Source organism: Bradyrhizobium algeriense, from assembly GCF_003062295.1.
Classification (GTDB): domain Bacteria; phylum Pseudomonadota; class Alphaproteobacteria; order Rhizobiales; family Xanthobacteraceae; genus Bradyrhizobium; species Bradyrhizobium algeriense.
Genome location: NZ_PYCN01000001.1, coordinates 164202 through 177272 on the forward strand (window position 1 = coordinate 164202; position 13071 = coordinate 177272).

Annotated in this window: 11 protein-coding genes and 1 pseudogene; 4 read left to right on the forward strand and 8 right to left on the reverse strand. The window is 63.9% G+C overall.

Annotation, left to right across the window (positions count from 1 at the left end; all coding sequences use genetic code 11):
- Positions 1 to 14 precede the first annotated feature (14 nt).
- Positions 15 to 1583, forward strand: coding sequence for an ABC transporter substrate-binding protein (locus C7G61_RS00810; RefSeq protein ID WP_420836724.1), 1569 nt, complete (start codon positions 15 to 17; stop codon positions 1581 to 1583).
- A gap of 48 nt (positions 1584 to 1631) precedes the next feature.
- On the opposite strand, the gene C7G61_RS00815 is transcribed toward C7G61_RS00810, so the two are convergent.
- From C7G61_RS00815 to C7G61_RS00825, 3 genes are all read right to left on the reverse strand, one after another.
- Positions 1632 to 2405: a thioesterase family protein gene (locus tag C7G61_RS00815; protein WP_108512773.1), complete on the reverse strand. Its 774-nt coding sequence runs from the start codon at positions 2403 to 2405 to the stop codon at positions 1632 to 1634.
- Between the two features lie 124 nt (positions 2406 to 2529).
- Entirely contained in the window at positions 2530 to 3267 is a 738-nt protein-coding gene (locus C7G61_RS00820; protein ID WP_108512178.1) for an SDR family NAD(P)-dependent oxidoreductase, read from the reverse strand.
- 97 nt (positions 3268 to 3364) lie between these two features.
- The gene (locus tag C7G61_RS00825) at positions 3365 to 4453 is read right to left on the reverse strand and encodes a substrate-binding domain-containing protein (RefSeq protein ID WP_108512179.1); all 1089 of its coding nucleotides are present in this window, start codon (positions 4451 to 4453) and stop codon (positions 3365 to 3367) included.
- Between the two features lie 114 nt (positions 4454 to 4567).
- Between C7G61_RS00825 and C7G61_RS00830 the strand changes: the two are divergent.
- Positions 4568 to 6054, forward strand: a pseudogene (locus C7G61_RS00830) (aldehyde dehydrogenase family protein).
- 89 nt (positions 6055 to 6143) lie between these two features.
- On the opposite strand, the gene C7G61_RS00835 reads toward C7G61_RS00830, so the two are convergent.
- From C7G61_RS00835 to C7G61_RS00855, 5 genes are all read right to left on the reverse strand, one after another.
- Positions 6144 to 7112, reverse strand: coding sequence for an NAD(P)H-dependent flavin oxidoreductase (locus C7G61_RS00835; RefSeq protein WP_108512180.1), 969 nt, complete (start codon positions 7110 to 7112; stop codon positions 6144 to 6146).
- Positions 7113 to 7346: 234 nt separating this feature from the next.
- Complete coding sequence (locus tag C7G61_RS00840) at positions 7347 to 7934, reverse strand: hypothetical protein (protein WP_108512181.1); 588 nt, start codon at positions 7932 to 7934, stop codon at positions 7347 to 7349.
- An 82-nt stretch (positions 7935 to 8016) separates the two neighbouring features.
- Complete coding sequence (locus tag C7G61_RS00845; protein WP_108512774.1) at positions 8017 to 8598, reverse strand: YqaA family protein; 582 nt, start codon at positions 8596 to 8598, stop codon at positions 8017 to 8019.
- Positions 8599 to 8661: 63 nt separating this feature from the next.
- Positions 8662 to 9132, reverse strand: a complete 471-nt coding sequence (gene hisE, locus C7G61_RS00850) for a phosphoribosyl-ATP diphosphatase (RefSeq protein ID WP_108512775.1) — start codon at positions 9130 to 9132, stop codon at positions 8662 to 8664.
- A 124-nt stretch (positions 9133 to 9256) separates the two neighbouring features.
- Positions 9257 to 9682, reverse strand: a complete 426-nt coding sequence (locus C7G61_RS00855; protein WP_108512182.1) for a hypothetical protein — start codon at positions 9680 to 9682, stop codon at positions 9257 to 9259.
- Positions 9683 to 10047: 365 nt separating this feature from the next.
- Here C7G61_RS00855 and C7G61_RS00860 point away from each other — a divergent pair, with 365 nt between their 5' ends.
- Positions 10048 to 11037: an ABC transporter substrate-binding protein gene (locus tag C7G61_RS00860; RefSeq protein ID WP_244608119.1), complete on the forward strand. Its 990-nt coding sequence runs from the start codon at positions 10048 to 10050 to the stop codon at positions 11035 to 11037.
- 149 nt (positions 11038 to 11186) lie between these two features.
- Positions 11187 to 12965, forward strand: coding sequence for a glucan ABC transporter ATP-binding protein/ permease (locus C7G61_RS00865; RefSeq protein WP_108512184.1), 1779 nt, complete (start codon positions 11187 to 11189; stop codon positions 12963 to 12965).
- Positions 12966 to 13071 lie beyond the last annotated feature (106 nt).

A 13071-nucleotide genomic window follows, 5' to 3' on the forward strand; every position in this document is an offset into this window, starting at 1 on the left:
CCAAGGAGTCTGCCATGACCTCGCTCCGCGTCACCTTATTGGTCGGGGCCATGCTCTTCGGCATCGCGGGCAGCGCCCAGGGCGCCGGCGACATCACGATCGTGCGCGACCTTGCCGGCCGCGTCGGCCCCGTGATCGGTTCGGCACAGGCTTGCCGCGACATTGCGCGTCCCCGCATCCAGACCATCATCGACAAGTTTTCACAGGTGATCCGGGAAGCCTCGTCGAACGAGGCGGAGCGTTCCGATCTCACCCAGACATTCGATCGCACCGTGGCCGAAGGACGCGCCGCCGTGTCCTCGGGCAGGATCGATTGCATCCGGGCCGACCGTCAGTTGGCCGATCTCGAACGCTCGATCTCCGGACCGAGCCTCTCCAGCGTCATCGGCCCGTCGCCGGCCGCCGCTGCGACCGCCGCCAACGCGGCGACCGCGCCGACAGCCAATGTCCCGACCGGCCCGCTGCCGCGCGGCATCGGCGAAAAGGAAATTCGCTTCGGCATCGCAGCCCCCTTCTCCGGCTCGGCCCGCGAGCTCGGCCGCCAGATGAAACTCGGAATCGAAACCGCCTTCAACCGGATCAACGATTCCGGCGGCGTGGACGGCCGGATGCTGAAATTGTTCGCCGCCGACGACGGCTACGAGCCCTCGCGCACTGGCGAGGCCATGAAGCAGCTCTATGAAAAGGACCAGGTGTTCGGCATCGTCGGCAATGTCGGCACCCCGACCTCGGCGGTGGCGATCCCCTATGCGCTCGAACGCCGGATGCTGTTCTTCGGGGCCTTCACCGGCGCCAGCATCCTGCGCAACGATCCGCCGGATCGCTACGTCTTCAACTATCGCGCCAGCTATGTTCAGGAAACCGACGCGGTCGTTCGTTACCTCGTCAAGATACGCCGGCTGCAGCCCCGGCAGATCGCGGTCTTTGCGCAGCAGGACTCCTACGGCGATGCCGGATTTGCGGGCGTCGCAAAAGCGTTCCGCTCGATGGGCGTGAACGACGGCGCCATCCTTCGCCTCAACTATGCGCGAAACACCGTCGACGTGGACGACGCGATCAACCAGTTGAAGCTCGCGAAGCCGCCGGTCAAGGCGGTGGTCATGGTCGCCACCTACCGGGCCGCGGCGCGGTTCATCGAGAAGACCCGCGACCTCTACCCTGGCATGATCTACTCGAACGTCTCGTTCGTCGGCTCCACCGCGCTTGCCGAAGAGCTGAAGCTCCTCGGGCCGCGTTACACGAACGGCGTGATCGTGACACAAGTGGTGCCGGCGGTGTCGGGCTATTCGTCGGCCGTGCTCGAATACAAGAACGCGCTCGCCAAATATTTCCCTGGCGAGGCACCCGACTACGTCTCGCTCGAGGGCTATGTCGCCGCCAACGTCCTGATCCAGGGCATCAAGCGGGCCGGACCGCAGCTCGACACCGAGAGGCTGATCGACACGCTGGAGACGATGCGCAACCTCGACCTCGGCCTCGGGACCTCGCTCGGCTTCGGGCGCTCCGAGCACCAGGCCTCGAACAAGGTGTGGGGCACGGCGCTCGATGAGAGCGGACGCTATCAGCCGCTCGAGCTCGAATGATCAGGAAGCCGCGATCCCAGTGATCGCGGCCTCTTCATCTGCCTGCGCTCAGCGCTTCTCGATCACCAGGCTCTGGATGGCGCGGCCGAAATAGCCGCGCGCGTCGGCGAGCCGCGCCATCGCGAGCCCCGCGCCGTCGGGACCGATCCAGGATTCGGCATCGAGCAGGATCCAGTCGCCGGCCGGCTCACGCGAAAAATTCACGGTCAGGTCGGCGTTGAGAAAGGTCCATTCGCGAAAATCCAGCACGGCCGAGGTGCCGTTGCAGAAATCCGCCGCTGCCATCGCTCGCATCGCCTGCGAAACGGCTGCGCCTTCCACGATCGGCCGGTCGACGCGGTACCAGATCGCGCCGGGGCCGGGCGAGCCGAACCGGCCGCGGGCGGCACGCAGCGACATCCCGGTCACGAATGGGCTGGAGGAAAAATCCACCCGCTCGACCCGCGATTGATCCGGCCCCGGTAGCTCGACCGGCAGGATGGCAGCCTCGGGCGGCAATTCGTTCGCCTGCACCTTGATCTTCAGCACGGTCGCCCCGACCACGACGACGCCTTTGGCGAGCAGCCTGACGGCGCAGAGCTGGATCTTGCGCCCCTCGCGCAAGACTTCGCTCTCGATGGTCAGCGGCCCCACCGGCACGGGGCGCATCAGGTCGACGGTCACGCGGGCGATCCGCATCGGGATGGCAGTCGGAATCCGCTCCGCTGCCCACACCACCAGCGCCGCCGGCGGCGAGCCATGCTGCATGCTCGGGTCCCAGGGACCCGCAGCAAAGGGGCTGGTGACGACGTCGTTGCCGTCAACACGAAAGATGGCATCCATCGGGTGGGAGGTCCTGTCGATCAAAGGGAGCAGCTTCTTGCCTGCTTCGGCGGAACGAGTCGAGGCCGTGGCGGGCAGAGCGCCGTGCGCCATTCGCGGGATACGGAGAGCAGGACAGCAGGCTTCAAATGAACGCCATGCCGCCATTGAGGACGATGGTCTGCCCGGTCATGTAGCTGTTGCCGAGCACCATCGCGACCGCCTGCGCCACCTCGTCGGCCTGGCCCATGCGGCCGAGCGGAATGTTGCGGGCGAGATCGGTCCGGCCGCCCATCATGTCGGTTGCGATCAGCGACGGCGCCACCGCGTTGACGGTGATGCCTTCCTTGACCAGCCGCGCGGCATAGCCTCTCGTCAGCCCTTCCATACCGGCCTTGGAGGCGTTGTAGTGCACGCCGATGGCGCCGGCGCCGCGCGCCGCACCCGACGAGATATTGACGATGCGGCCCCATTTGCGCGCACGCATCGCGGGCAGCACCGCCTGCGTGCACAGGAACGCCGATTTCAGGTTCACCGCGATGGTGCGGTCGAAATCGTCCTCGGTGAGGTCATCGACGCCGCGCACGATCGCCATGCCGGCATTGTTGACGAGGATGTCGATCGGGCCGAGCGCGGAAGCGACCTGCCCGACCATCGCCACCACGGCCGCCGCCTGCGAGACATCGGCCGCGACCGCGATCGCGCGGCCGCCGCCGGATTTGATTTTGGCCACGACGGCATCGGCATCATCGGCCCGCTCGCGGTAATTCACCGCAACCGCTGCGCCGGCCTCGGCCAGCACGCGTGCAATCGCCGCACCGATGCCGCGGGACGCCCCCGTCACCAGCGCGACACGCCCGCTCAAATCCTGTCCGGTCGCCATCGAAACCTCATCTGACGTCAAAAGCGGATGCAATCATATCACTGCGGAAGAGCGGGAGTCGAAACGCTGACGACGTGAACGGCGCCCCGGCAGAACATCAGGTGGCGTTCGACCCCACGCTCTCCAGAAACTCCTTCACGGTACTGACCTTGCCGGTGTTGGTCGCGACATAACCGGGCAGGCTCGCAACCCCCTCCTGGAACTCGCGGCCCTTCATGATGTCGATGATGCGCCGCATCGGCTCGGTTTCGAGAAATGCCCGCTTGCAGACGAATAAATAGTCTTCCGTCAGCAACCGGATGAAATCGAGCCCGAACTGCCGGGCGGCGGCCTCGACGCCGAAACTCACATCCGCCATGCCGCTGGCGACATAGGCCGCGACGGCGGCGTGGGTGAACTCCATTTGCTGCGCACCGTTGATTTTGGCCTCGTCGACCTTGTGCAGCGCCAGCAACTGATCGAACAGCAGCCGCGTGCCGGAATCATGGTCGCGGTTGACGAAGCGCGCCTTGCGCTCGACGACATCCTTGATCGAGGCGATCTTCAGCGGATTGCCACGCTTGACCATCAGGCCCATTTCCCGCGTCACGAAACTGATCACGCGGTCCTCGCGCGGATCGAGCCATTCCTTGCAGGCTCGAATGCCCTGCGCGCGCAATTCGCCGCGCGGCAGATGCACGCCGGAAAGATCGCACGCGCCCTGCGCCAGCGACACCAGCGAATTCTGATTGCTGACATAGCGCAGATCGACGCCGATGCCGGGTTCACGGTCCAGCAATTCGCGCAATTTCGACACCGCAAAACCGTGGCTGGCGTGTACGCGGATAACGGACGGGCGCTGATGCAGGAACGGCTTGATCTCGGTGACGAGTTCCTGCGCAAGATTTTCGAGCTGCGGACCGAGCCGCGCCTGCATGCGCTCTCCGGCCCAGACTAGTTTTTCGCCGAAGGCAGTGAGCGCCGTGCCCTTGCCGCGGTGGGTCTCGACCAGCGGCACGCCGAAGAAATCGGACCATTGCTCGACCAGATTCCAGACATGCCGATAGGAGAGCTGGGCGTGCTTCGCCGCGCTGGTGAGTTTCCCGGTCTTCCGGATTTCATTGAGAACGCCGAGCATCACCACCGCCGTCTCCGGGCTGCCTTCCTTGTGAAATCGCCAGACGGTTTCGATCTCGACGTGATGCATCGCCGCTCACTTATGAAATTGATTGCATATCTTTATGAGACATAGGCACACCATATCATATTTACAAAAGGCTATCTCCTCCTAATTTCAAGCACAACAAACGGAGGAAATATGATGTTGATTGCATATGATTACGGCCGCGAATCCATCCCCGCCGTCGCATCCGCCAAGCCGCGGCTACTGCTGATCGACGGCCGGCACGTCCCGTCCGCCTCCGGCCGCACGTTCAAGACCCTCAATCCGGCCAACGAACAGGTCATCGCGACGGTGGCTGAAGGCAACGAGGCCGACGTTGATCGCGCAGTGGCGGCGGCGCGGCGCGCCTTCGAGGGTCCCTGGCGCAGCATGCGCGCCTCCGAACGCGGCCAGATTTTGCTCCGTCTGGCCGAGCTTATGAAGCAGCACGCCGACGAGATCGCAGCCCTTGAAAGCCTCGATGCCGGCAAGCCGATCGCGGGCGTGCTGCGGCAGGATCTTCCCGCCGCCATCGATACACTGACTTACTATGCCGGCTGGGCCGACAAGATCAGCGGCGAGGTGGTCTCGACGCGGGAAGAAGCGCTGACCTACACCATGCGCGAGCCGGTCGGCGTGGTCGCCGCCATCGTGCCGTGGAATTTCCCGCTGATGATCGGGATGTGGAAACTGGCGCCGGCGCTGGCCTGCGGCTGCACCATCGTGATGAAGCCTGCCGAGCTGACATCGCTTTCCGCATTGCGCATCGGTGAGCTGGCACTCGAAGCAGGGTTGCCGCCCGGCGTTCTGAACATCGTTACCGGCCCCGGACGGGTGGTCGGCGACGCGCTGGTCAATCATCCTGATGTCGACAAGGTGACGTTTACGGGATCGCCGGGCGTCGGCCGCGGTATCCTGCGCGGCGCCGCCGGCAATTTCAAACGCGTGTCGCTCGAACTCGGCGGCAAGTCCGCCAATGTCATCTTCGACGACGCCGATATCGAGGCGGCCAGCAAGGCGGCGGCGTCGGGAATCTTCTTCAATGCCGGGCAGGTGTGCTCGGCCGGCTCACGCGTGCTGGCCCATGAGAAGGTCTATGACGAGGTGGTCGAGCGGCTGACGCAGCGTGCCAGGGCCATCCGCATCGGCGATCCCGCCGATCGCGCACGGCGATGGGGCCGGTGATCTCCGAGAAGCAGATGAAGAGCATCCTCGACTACGTGGATATCGGCCGGAACGAAGGCGCCTTTCTGACGACGGGTGGGGAGCGTGTCGGCGACCGCGGCTACTTCATCAGCCCGGCGGTGTTCGCCAACGTCCAACACGAGATGCGCATCTCGCAGGAAGAAATCTTCGGGCCCGTGGTCAGCGTCATCAAGTTCAAGGATGAAGCCGAAGCGCTCCGCATCGCCAACGGCACGGCCTACAGCCTCGCAGCCGGCGTCTGGAGCCGCGACATCGGACGGGTGCAGCGCTTCGCCAGGCAGGCGAAGGCCGGAACGGTCTGGATCAACACCTATGGCTACACCGACGTGCGGCTGCCATGGGGCGGCGTGCGCGATTCAGGATTCGGTCGCGAACACGGCACGGCCGCGCTGGAGAATTTTACCGAGCCGAAGGCCGTCTGGATGAATCTGAACGTGTGAGCGCCGCGCGCGACTGCCGACGGACCGCGAAGGCAAAAGGCCTCACCTTGGCCGCCCTCTCCTCGTAAGGGAGAGGGCGCTGGCCGCCGTTACAGCGCGGGGTCGACCGCCTCGTCATATTCTCGTCTGAACCGCGCGATCAGTTCGGCAGCCGGCAAGACCTTGGCGACGCTGCCGACGCCCTGGCCGGAGCCCCAGATTTCCTTCCAGGCCTTTGGCTTGGCGCGCTCGCCCGACGCGTCCGTACCGAAGCTCATTTTTGAGGGATCCGAGGTCGGGAGATTGTCGGGATCCATGCCGGCCGCGACGATCGACGGCTTCAGATAATTGCCGTGTACGCCGGTGAACAGGTTGGAATAGACGATGTCTTCCGCAGCCGAGGCCGTGATCATCTGCTTGTAGCCCTCGACCGCATTGGCTTCGGTGGTGGCGATGAAGGCGGAGCCGATATAGGCAAAGTCGGCGCCCAGTATGCGCGCGGCGCGGATGGCGCGGCCGTTGGCAATCGCGCCTGACAACGCGATCGGACCGTCGAACCAGGCCCGCGTCTCCGCCACGAAGGCCAGCGGCGAAATCTCGCCGGCATGGCCGCCGGCGCCGGCCGAGACCAGGATCAATCCGTCGGCGCCCTTCTCGACCGCCTTATGGGCGAATTTCTGATTGATCACGTCGTGGAAAACGATACAGCCCCAGCCATGCGCGGCCTGATTGAGTTCCTCGCGCGCGCCGAGAGAGGTGATCATCATCGGCACCTTGTGTTTTTCACAAAGCGCCAGATCCTGATCGAGCCGGTTGTTCGACTTGTGCACGATCTGGTTCACCGCAAACGGTGCCGACGGCCGCTCGGGATGCGCCTTGTCGTAAGCGGCGAGTTCTTCCTTGATCCGCGCCAGCCACTCGTCGAGCAGCGCCGGCGGGCGCGCGTTGAGCGCCGGGAACGAGCCGACCACACCCGCCTTGCATTGCGCGATCACGAGATCCGGCACGGAAATGATGAAGAGCGGCGCACCGATCACGGGTAGCGACAAACGGCCCTTGAACAAGGCAGGCATGGACATTCGAAATGATCCTTCGGTTTATTCAAGCGGTGAGGCATCGCCGTAGAGATGCCAGACGTCATACCAACAAGGCAATCTTTCCAGTGTCAAGTATTGCGTTTTGTCGCTAGCGTGGAATGACTTTTCTGCGAAAACTCATTCCACGCCAGCTTTTTGTTTGCGCATGATCTCCGGGCAAACGCGTTCCGCGTTTGTCGCGAGGGAAAACCGGCGCCCACTTTTCCGGATCATGCACTACTGACAGAGCGCCCTCGTCACGTAATTTTCGTTCTTGCAGTCGCCCGGCTGGCGCTTGTAGCCCGGCAGATACACTTTCGGCGAGCATTTCTCGGCAGCATCCGTGTCGAGGCTCTTGCCTTCCTTGTAGCCCTTGCTCTGGCACAGCCGATCGGCGCCGGCCTTGCAGTCCGGCGCGCCGTTGGAAGACACCAGACACGCCGCCCGCCCGCTCACCATGATCGAAGGCTTGGCCATGTTCGACAGGCTCTGGCCGGCGTCCTTGGTGCGCGCGTTGAAATCGTCGATGGTCTCGCTCGGGCTCTTCAGCGGCGGCAGCAACGATTTGGATTTCTCGAACAACTTGCCGATCTCGTTGATCAGGCCCGGATTCTCGTCGCGCGGCGCTTGCGGCGGCTCGATCTGCTGCGGCGCGGGCTGAGGCGGCAGGGGTTGCTGGGCCGGTGATTGCAGGCCGAGCGATGGTGGAGGCGCGGCCTGCGGCCAGCTGGCTTCGGGAGCGGTCGCCAGCATGGATGCAACGAGGCCCGCGGTCGCAAGTTGCGTCCCGAATAATGTGAACAGACGGCCGCTTCGATCGGACATGACACGAAACGTAGCCTGAAGCCGGGATGCCGGCCAAGCGCTGGATCGGCGTAAACGCGATCGAGATCAGCGTAAACGCGATCTAGATCAGCTTGAACGCAACGACGAAACCGAGCACCAGTACAACCGCCCCGATGGCGACCCACAGGCCGAGCCGCTTTTCCAGCTCGCTCCGGATCACGTCGCCGTAGCGGTTGAGCAGGACCGCGACCACGAAGAAGCGCCCGCCGCGCGCCACGATGGAGCACAGGATGAACAGCCAGATATTGTAGCCCGCGAAGCCCGAGGTGATGGTCACGAGCTTGTAGGGGATCGGCGTCAGGCCCTTCACCAGGATGATCACCGCGCCCCATTCGGCATAGGAGGCCCGGAAGGTCTCGACCTTGTCACTGAGACCGTAAAGGGTGATGAGCCAGTGCCCGATCGAATCGTAGAGCAGCGCGCCGATCGCGTATCCGACCACCCCGCCGGCGACGGAAGAGATCGTGCAGACGGTCGCGAACCACCATGCCTTCTTCGGCCGTGCCAGCGACATCGGCAGCAGCATGATGTCGGGCGGAATCGGGAAGAACGAGCTTTCCGCGAAGGATACGGCCGCCATGATCCAGAGCGCGTAAGGCTTGTCAGCGGCGTCGATGCACCAATCGTAGGTCCGTTTCAGCATGGCCGCATGAACCATCATGCGGCGGATTTGTCCATGCCGGAAAAGGACGAAATTGGAGGGGAATTAGTGCCGTTTATGCGAGGAGCGGCCTTCCAGCGCGACAATTCGCCGCCGGACCGTGGGGGACGCCGTCGTCTTGGACAACTCCTTGGGCAAAGTCTTGGCAGATAGCGGCTTGGCGGGTAGCGCCTTGCTCGCGAGAACTTTGGGCATTTTGACCGCCGACTTCGGGAGCTTCTCGGCGATGCCGAGCATATCCTCGCGGCGCCCCATTTCGCGCCAGACGTCCTCCGGCTTCACGCCGGCCGAAGCCCAAAGGACGATCAGGTTATAAAGCAGATCGGCACTCTCGCGGACCACCGCGTCGGTCTTGCCGTTGACGGCGTCGATGACGACTTCGATGGCTTCCTCGGCGAGCTTCTTGGCCATCTTGGAGGGACCGCGCTGAAACAGCCGGGCCGTTCGCGACGTGGCCGGATCGAGATCCCTGGCCGCGATGACAGCCTGATAAAGCCGTTCGAGCGAATCACTCATCATACCAACCTAATGCAAAGCCGTGGCGAGCGTGTTAACGGCCAGGCCTGCAACCAGAAAAAAATCCACCGGCCGAAGCGACCGGTGGATTCATCTTTAACGACTGCTTTAACGGCTATCACAATTACCAGCTAGCGAGGGGATGCCCGCGATAATGGGGCACGCCCGATCGATAGTAACCGCCGCCATAGTAGGGGCCGCCTCCGTAATAGACCGGTCCGCCATAATACGCCGGCGCGCCACCATAGTAGCCGTAGCTGTCATAATAATAGTCGCGCCGGTTCTGGGCGGCCGCGATCGCAAGCCCCGTGCCGACGATGCCCGCAAAGGCCGCCGCTGCCGCGGCACCACCGCCGCCGCGATAATATCTGCGGCGCGCGCTGATATCGGTCGCATCGCTGGTGCCGGCTGACGCCGTAACGCCCTTGCCTGAAGTCGCGGAGCCGGCGAAGGCCATCGACGGCTGGACCGCCGTCAGCGCCACCGCCGCGATCGTCGCCACCGCTCCGGCGCGGCCGATCGATGAAAACAAACCCTTTCGCGCAAACATTCTCGACATCCTCCGTGGGAGCTGGCCCGACAGGCCTCCGATGGCTAACCACTGAGCGGATACTAGGTTCCCGAATCCGAACGGCAGCTGAACGATCCCTGGCAAAATCATGGCAGTCATCGACCGTTCAGGTTAGATGCTGCAGAATGGCTCGCCCAAGGGCGATTCATGCCGTTGGCGATGTCACGAAACAGTCATCGCCGGCGCGGCAACTTGTCCCACCTCGTGCTGATGTAACCTCGATGCGTGCTGTCAGGACCAACGTCATCCGCTCTCGCCTGAGCGCGCTCTTGAGCGTTCGCTCGAGGGTTCGCTCGAGGGTTCTCTTGGCTTCCCTTGCCGGGCTGTGCGCAATTGCGGGCTTGATGGCGAGCAATGTCCTGGCCGCGGATGAACCCCGGCCTCCCCTCGCGATCCAGTTTTCGCTCGATCGTCCGATCGATGCCGCAGCCGCCCCATTTGTAATGGCCTCAACCGGCGGCCTGTTCAGCGCGGAAGCGCTGGCGGTCACGACCAACATCGCCAGCGGATCGCAGGATGCGATTGCGCGCGTCACGGCCGGCACCAGCGATTTTGCCCTCGTCGACATCAACGCGTTGATGCGGTTTCGCGACAAGGACAAGCAGGGCGGCCCGAGGATCAAGGCGGTGTTCGTGCTGTTCAACAAGGCGCCCTATTCCATCATCGCCCGCAGAAGCCGCGGCGTCCGTGCGCTGACTGACATCGAGGGCAAGACGCTCGGCGTCGCCGAAGGCGACCTGTCGGTCCGGCTGTGGCCGGCGGTAGCCCACCAGAACGGCATCAAGATCAAGACCGTGAAACAGAGCAGCATCAGCGCCGCAGTACGCGAGCCGATGCTGTCGGCGGGCCAGATCGATGCCGTGACCGGATTCTCTTATCTGTCGGCGATCAATTTGAAGGACCGCGGCGTGCCGGCCGACGATCTGGCGGTGCTGAAACTCGCCGACTATGGCTGCGAGGCCTATGGTTTCGCTGTTATCGCCAATCCGGCGCTGGCAGCCGCCAAACCCGAGGTGGTGAAGGGATTCGTGCGGGCCGCGATCGGCGGCCTGAATCTCACCGTCAAGGACCCTGCAGGCGCTGCGACCGAAGTCGCCAATCGCATGGACGGCGGCTCAAAGGACCTCGAACTCGAACGCCTGCAAGCCATCCTGCGCGACAACATCCTGACCAGCGAAGTGAAACGCAACGGCATCGGCGCGATCGATCCGGCACGCTTCGAACGCTCGATCGACCAGGTCTCGGAAGATTTCAAGTTTCAGAAGCGGCCGCAGGCCTCCGACATTTTTGACGACCAGTACCTGCCGCCGCTCAACGGCCGCTTGATCAATTGAGGCGGTGCCCCTCATGGAGAGGTGGGCGTGTTATCCGCAAGCGATTAGAGATAAAAGCGATTGAACAAATTCATCCCGCTCTGGTTCTCCGCCGCGATCCCTGATTAGTATAGTGGCCGCTGATCGCTTCCTTTGAGTCCTTGATCCGAATGTCCATGCTGCGCCTCTACACCCGCGTCCTCGAGCTGCTCGGCAAGGAGGCGCGGCTGGGCTGGATTCTGGCCTTCGCCAACCTGCTGCTGGCCGGCGCGCAATTCGCCGAGCCGGTGCTGTTCGGCAAGATCGTCGACGTGCTCTCCGGCAAACCGCAGGCCGGGCCGCTGGCGTCGAATTCGGCGTGGCCGCTGCTCGCGGCCTGGGTTGCGTTCGGCCTGTTCACGATCCTCTGCAGCGCGGCGGTCGCGCTCAACGCCGACAAGCTGGCGCACCGCCAGCGCCAGGTGGTGCTGACGGATTATTTCGAGCACATCATGCAGTTGCCGCTGACCTTTCATTCCGGCACCCATTCCGGCCGGCTGATGAAGGTGATGCTGAACGGCACCGATGCGCTGTGGCGGCTCTGGCTCGGTTTCTTCCGCGAGCATTTTGCCGCGATCCTGTCGCTGGTCGTGCTGCTGCCGCTCGCGCTCTACATCAACTGGCGGCTGGCGATCCTCCTGTTCGTGCTGTGCGTGGTGTTCACGGTGCTGACCACGCTCGTGGTGCGCAAGACCTACGGCATGCAGAGCGAGGTCGAGGCGCAATACAGCGACCTTTCGGCGCGCGCCTCCGACGCGCTCGGCAATGTCGCACTGGTGCAGAGCTTCGTGCGGATCGATGCGGAAGTTCAGGGCCTGCGCTTCGTCGCCGACAAGCTGCTCGCCGCTCAGATGCCGGTGCTTGGCTGGTGGGCGCTGGTCACCATCATCACCCGCGCCTCCACCACCATCACGGTGCTGGCGATCTTCTCCGTCGGCATCTACCTGCACGGACAAGGGCAGACCACGGTCGGCGAGATCGTGATGTTCGTGAGTTTTGCGACCATGCTGATCCAGAAGCTCGAACAGGTGGTGAGCTTCATCAACAGCGTGTTCATGGAGGCGCCGCGCCTGCAGGAATTCTTCGACGTGCTGGACGCGGTGCCCGCGGTGCGCGACCGGCCCGGCGCGATGGATACCGGCCGCCTCTCCGGCCTCGTCGAATTCAACGACGTCTCGTTTTCCTATGACGGCAAGCGGCCCGCGGTCGAGGACGTTTCGTTTACCGCCCTGCCCGGCCAGACCATCGCGCTGGTCGGCCCGACCGGCGCCGGCAAATCGACGGCGATCGCGCTTCTGCACCGCGCCTTCGACCCGCAATCCGGCATCATCAAGATCGACGGCATGGATATCCGCGGCCTGAAGCTGACCGCGCTGCGGCGGAACATCGGCGTGGTGTTCCAGGAGGCGCTGCTGTTCAACCGCTCGCTCGCCGACAACCTCCGCGTCGGCAAGCCGGACGCCACCGACGAGGAAATGCGCATCGCCGCAAGCCGCGCGCAGGCGCTGGAATTCATCGAACGCAGCGACAAGAAATTCGAGACCCACGCCGGCGAGCGCGGCCGCATGTTGTCCGGCGGCGAACGGCAACGCCTGTCGATCGCGCGCGCGCTGCTGAAGGACCCGCCGATCCTGATCCTCGACGAGGCGACCAGCGCGCTCGATGCCGTCACCGAAGCCAAGGTCAACGCCGCCCTCGACGAGGTCATGAAGGGACGCACCACCTTCGTGATCGCGCACCGGCTTTCAACCATTCGCAACGCCACCCGTATCCTGGTGTTCGACAATGGGCGCGTGATCGAAAGCGGAACTTTCGATGAACTGGTGGCCAAAGGCGGACGCTTTGCGGAACTCGCGAAGGCCCAGTTCATGGTGCAGGAGAATGCGCGCGCCGGAATCGAGGCCAAATAGGCCAGCGTGAGCGCGATCACGGTTTGGACATCGCCGAATTTGCGACGATTTCGTCCACCATTTAATCGCCCGGGCTCTGTTCTGGCCGGCCAAGCCGGTATAGGTT

What these genes read in the sequence shown, in the direction of transcription:
- C7G61_RS00810 (WP_420836724.1), top strand. Translation starts at nt 15, where the DNA reads ATGACCTCGCTCCGCGTCACCTTATTGGTCGGGGCCATGCTCTTCGGC.
- C7G61_RS00815 (WP_108512773.1), bottom strand. Translation starts at nt 2,405, where the DNA reads ATGGATGCCATCTTTCGTGTTGACGGCAACGACGTCGTCACCAGCCCC.
- C7G61_RS00820 (WP_108512178.1), bottom strand. Translation starts at nt 3,267, where the DNA reads ATGGCGACCGGACAGGATTTGAGCGGGCGTGTCGCGCTGGTGACGGGG.
- C7G61_RS00825 (WP_108512179.1), bottom strand. Translation starts at nt 4,453, where the DNA reads ATGCATCACGTCGAGATCGAAACCGTCTGGCGATTTCACAAGGAAGGC.
- C7G61_RS00835 (WP_108512180.1), bottom strand. Translation starts at nt 7,112, where the DNA reads ATGTCCATGCCTGCCTTGTTCAAGGGCCGTTTGTCGCTACCCGTGATC.
- C7G61_RS00840 (WP_108512181.1), bottom strand. Translation starts at nt 7,934, where the DNA reads ATGTCCGATCGAAGCGGCCGTCTGTTCACATTATTCGGGACGCAACTT.
- C7G61_RS00845 (WP_108512774.1), bottom strand. Translation starts at nt 8,598, where the DNA reads ATGCTGAAACGGACCTACGATTGGTGCATCGACGCCGCTGACAAGCCT.
- hisE (WP_108512775.1), bottom strand. Translation starts at nt 9,132, where the DNA reads ATGAGTGATTCGCTCGAACGGCTTTATCAGGCTGTCATCGCGGCCAGG.
- C7G61_RS00855 (WP_108512182.1), bottom strand. Translation starts at nt 9,682, where the DNA reads ATGTTTGCGCGAAAGGGTTTGTTTTCATCGATCGGCCGCGCCGGAGCG.
- C7G61_RS00860 (WP_244608119.1), top strand. Translation starts at nt 10,048, where the DNA reads ATGGCGAGCAATGTCCTGGCCGCGGATGAACCCCGGCCTCCCCTCGCG.
- C7G61_RS00865 (WP_108512184.1), top strand. Translation starts at nt 11,187, where the DNA reads ATGTCCATGCTGCGCCTCTACACCCGCGTCCTCGAGCTGCTCGGCAAG.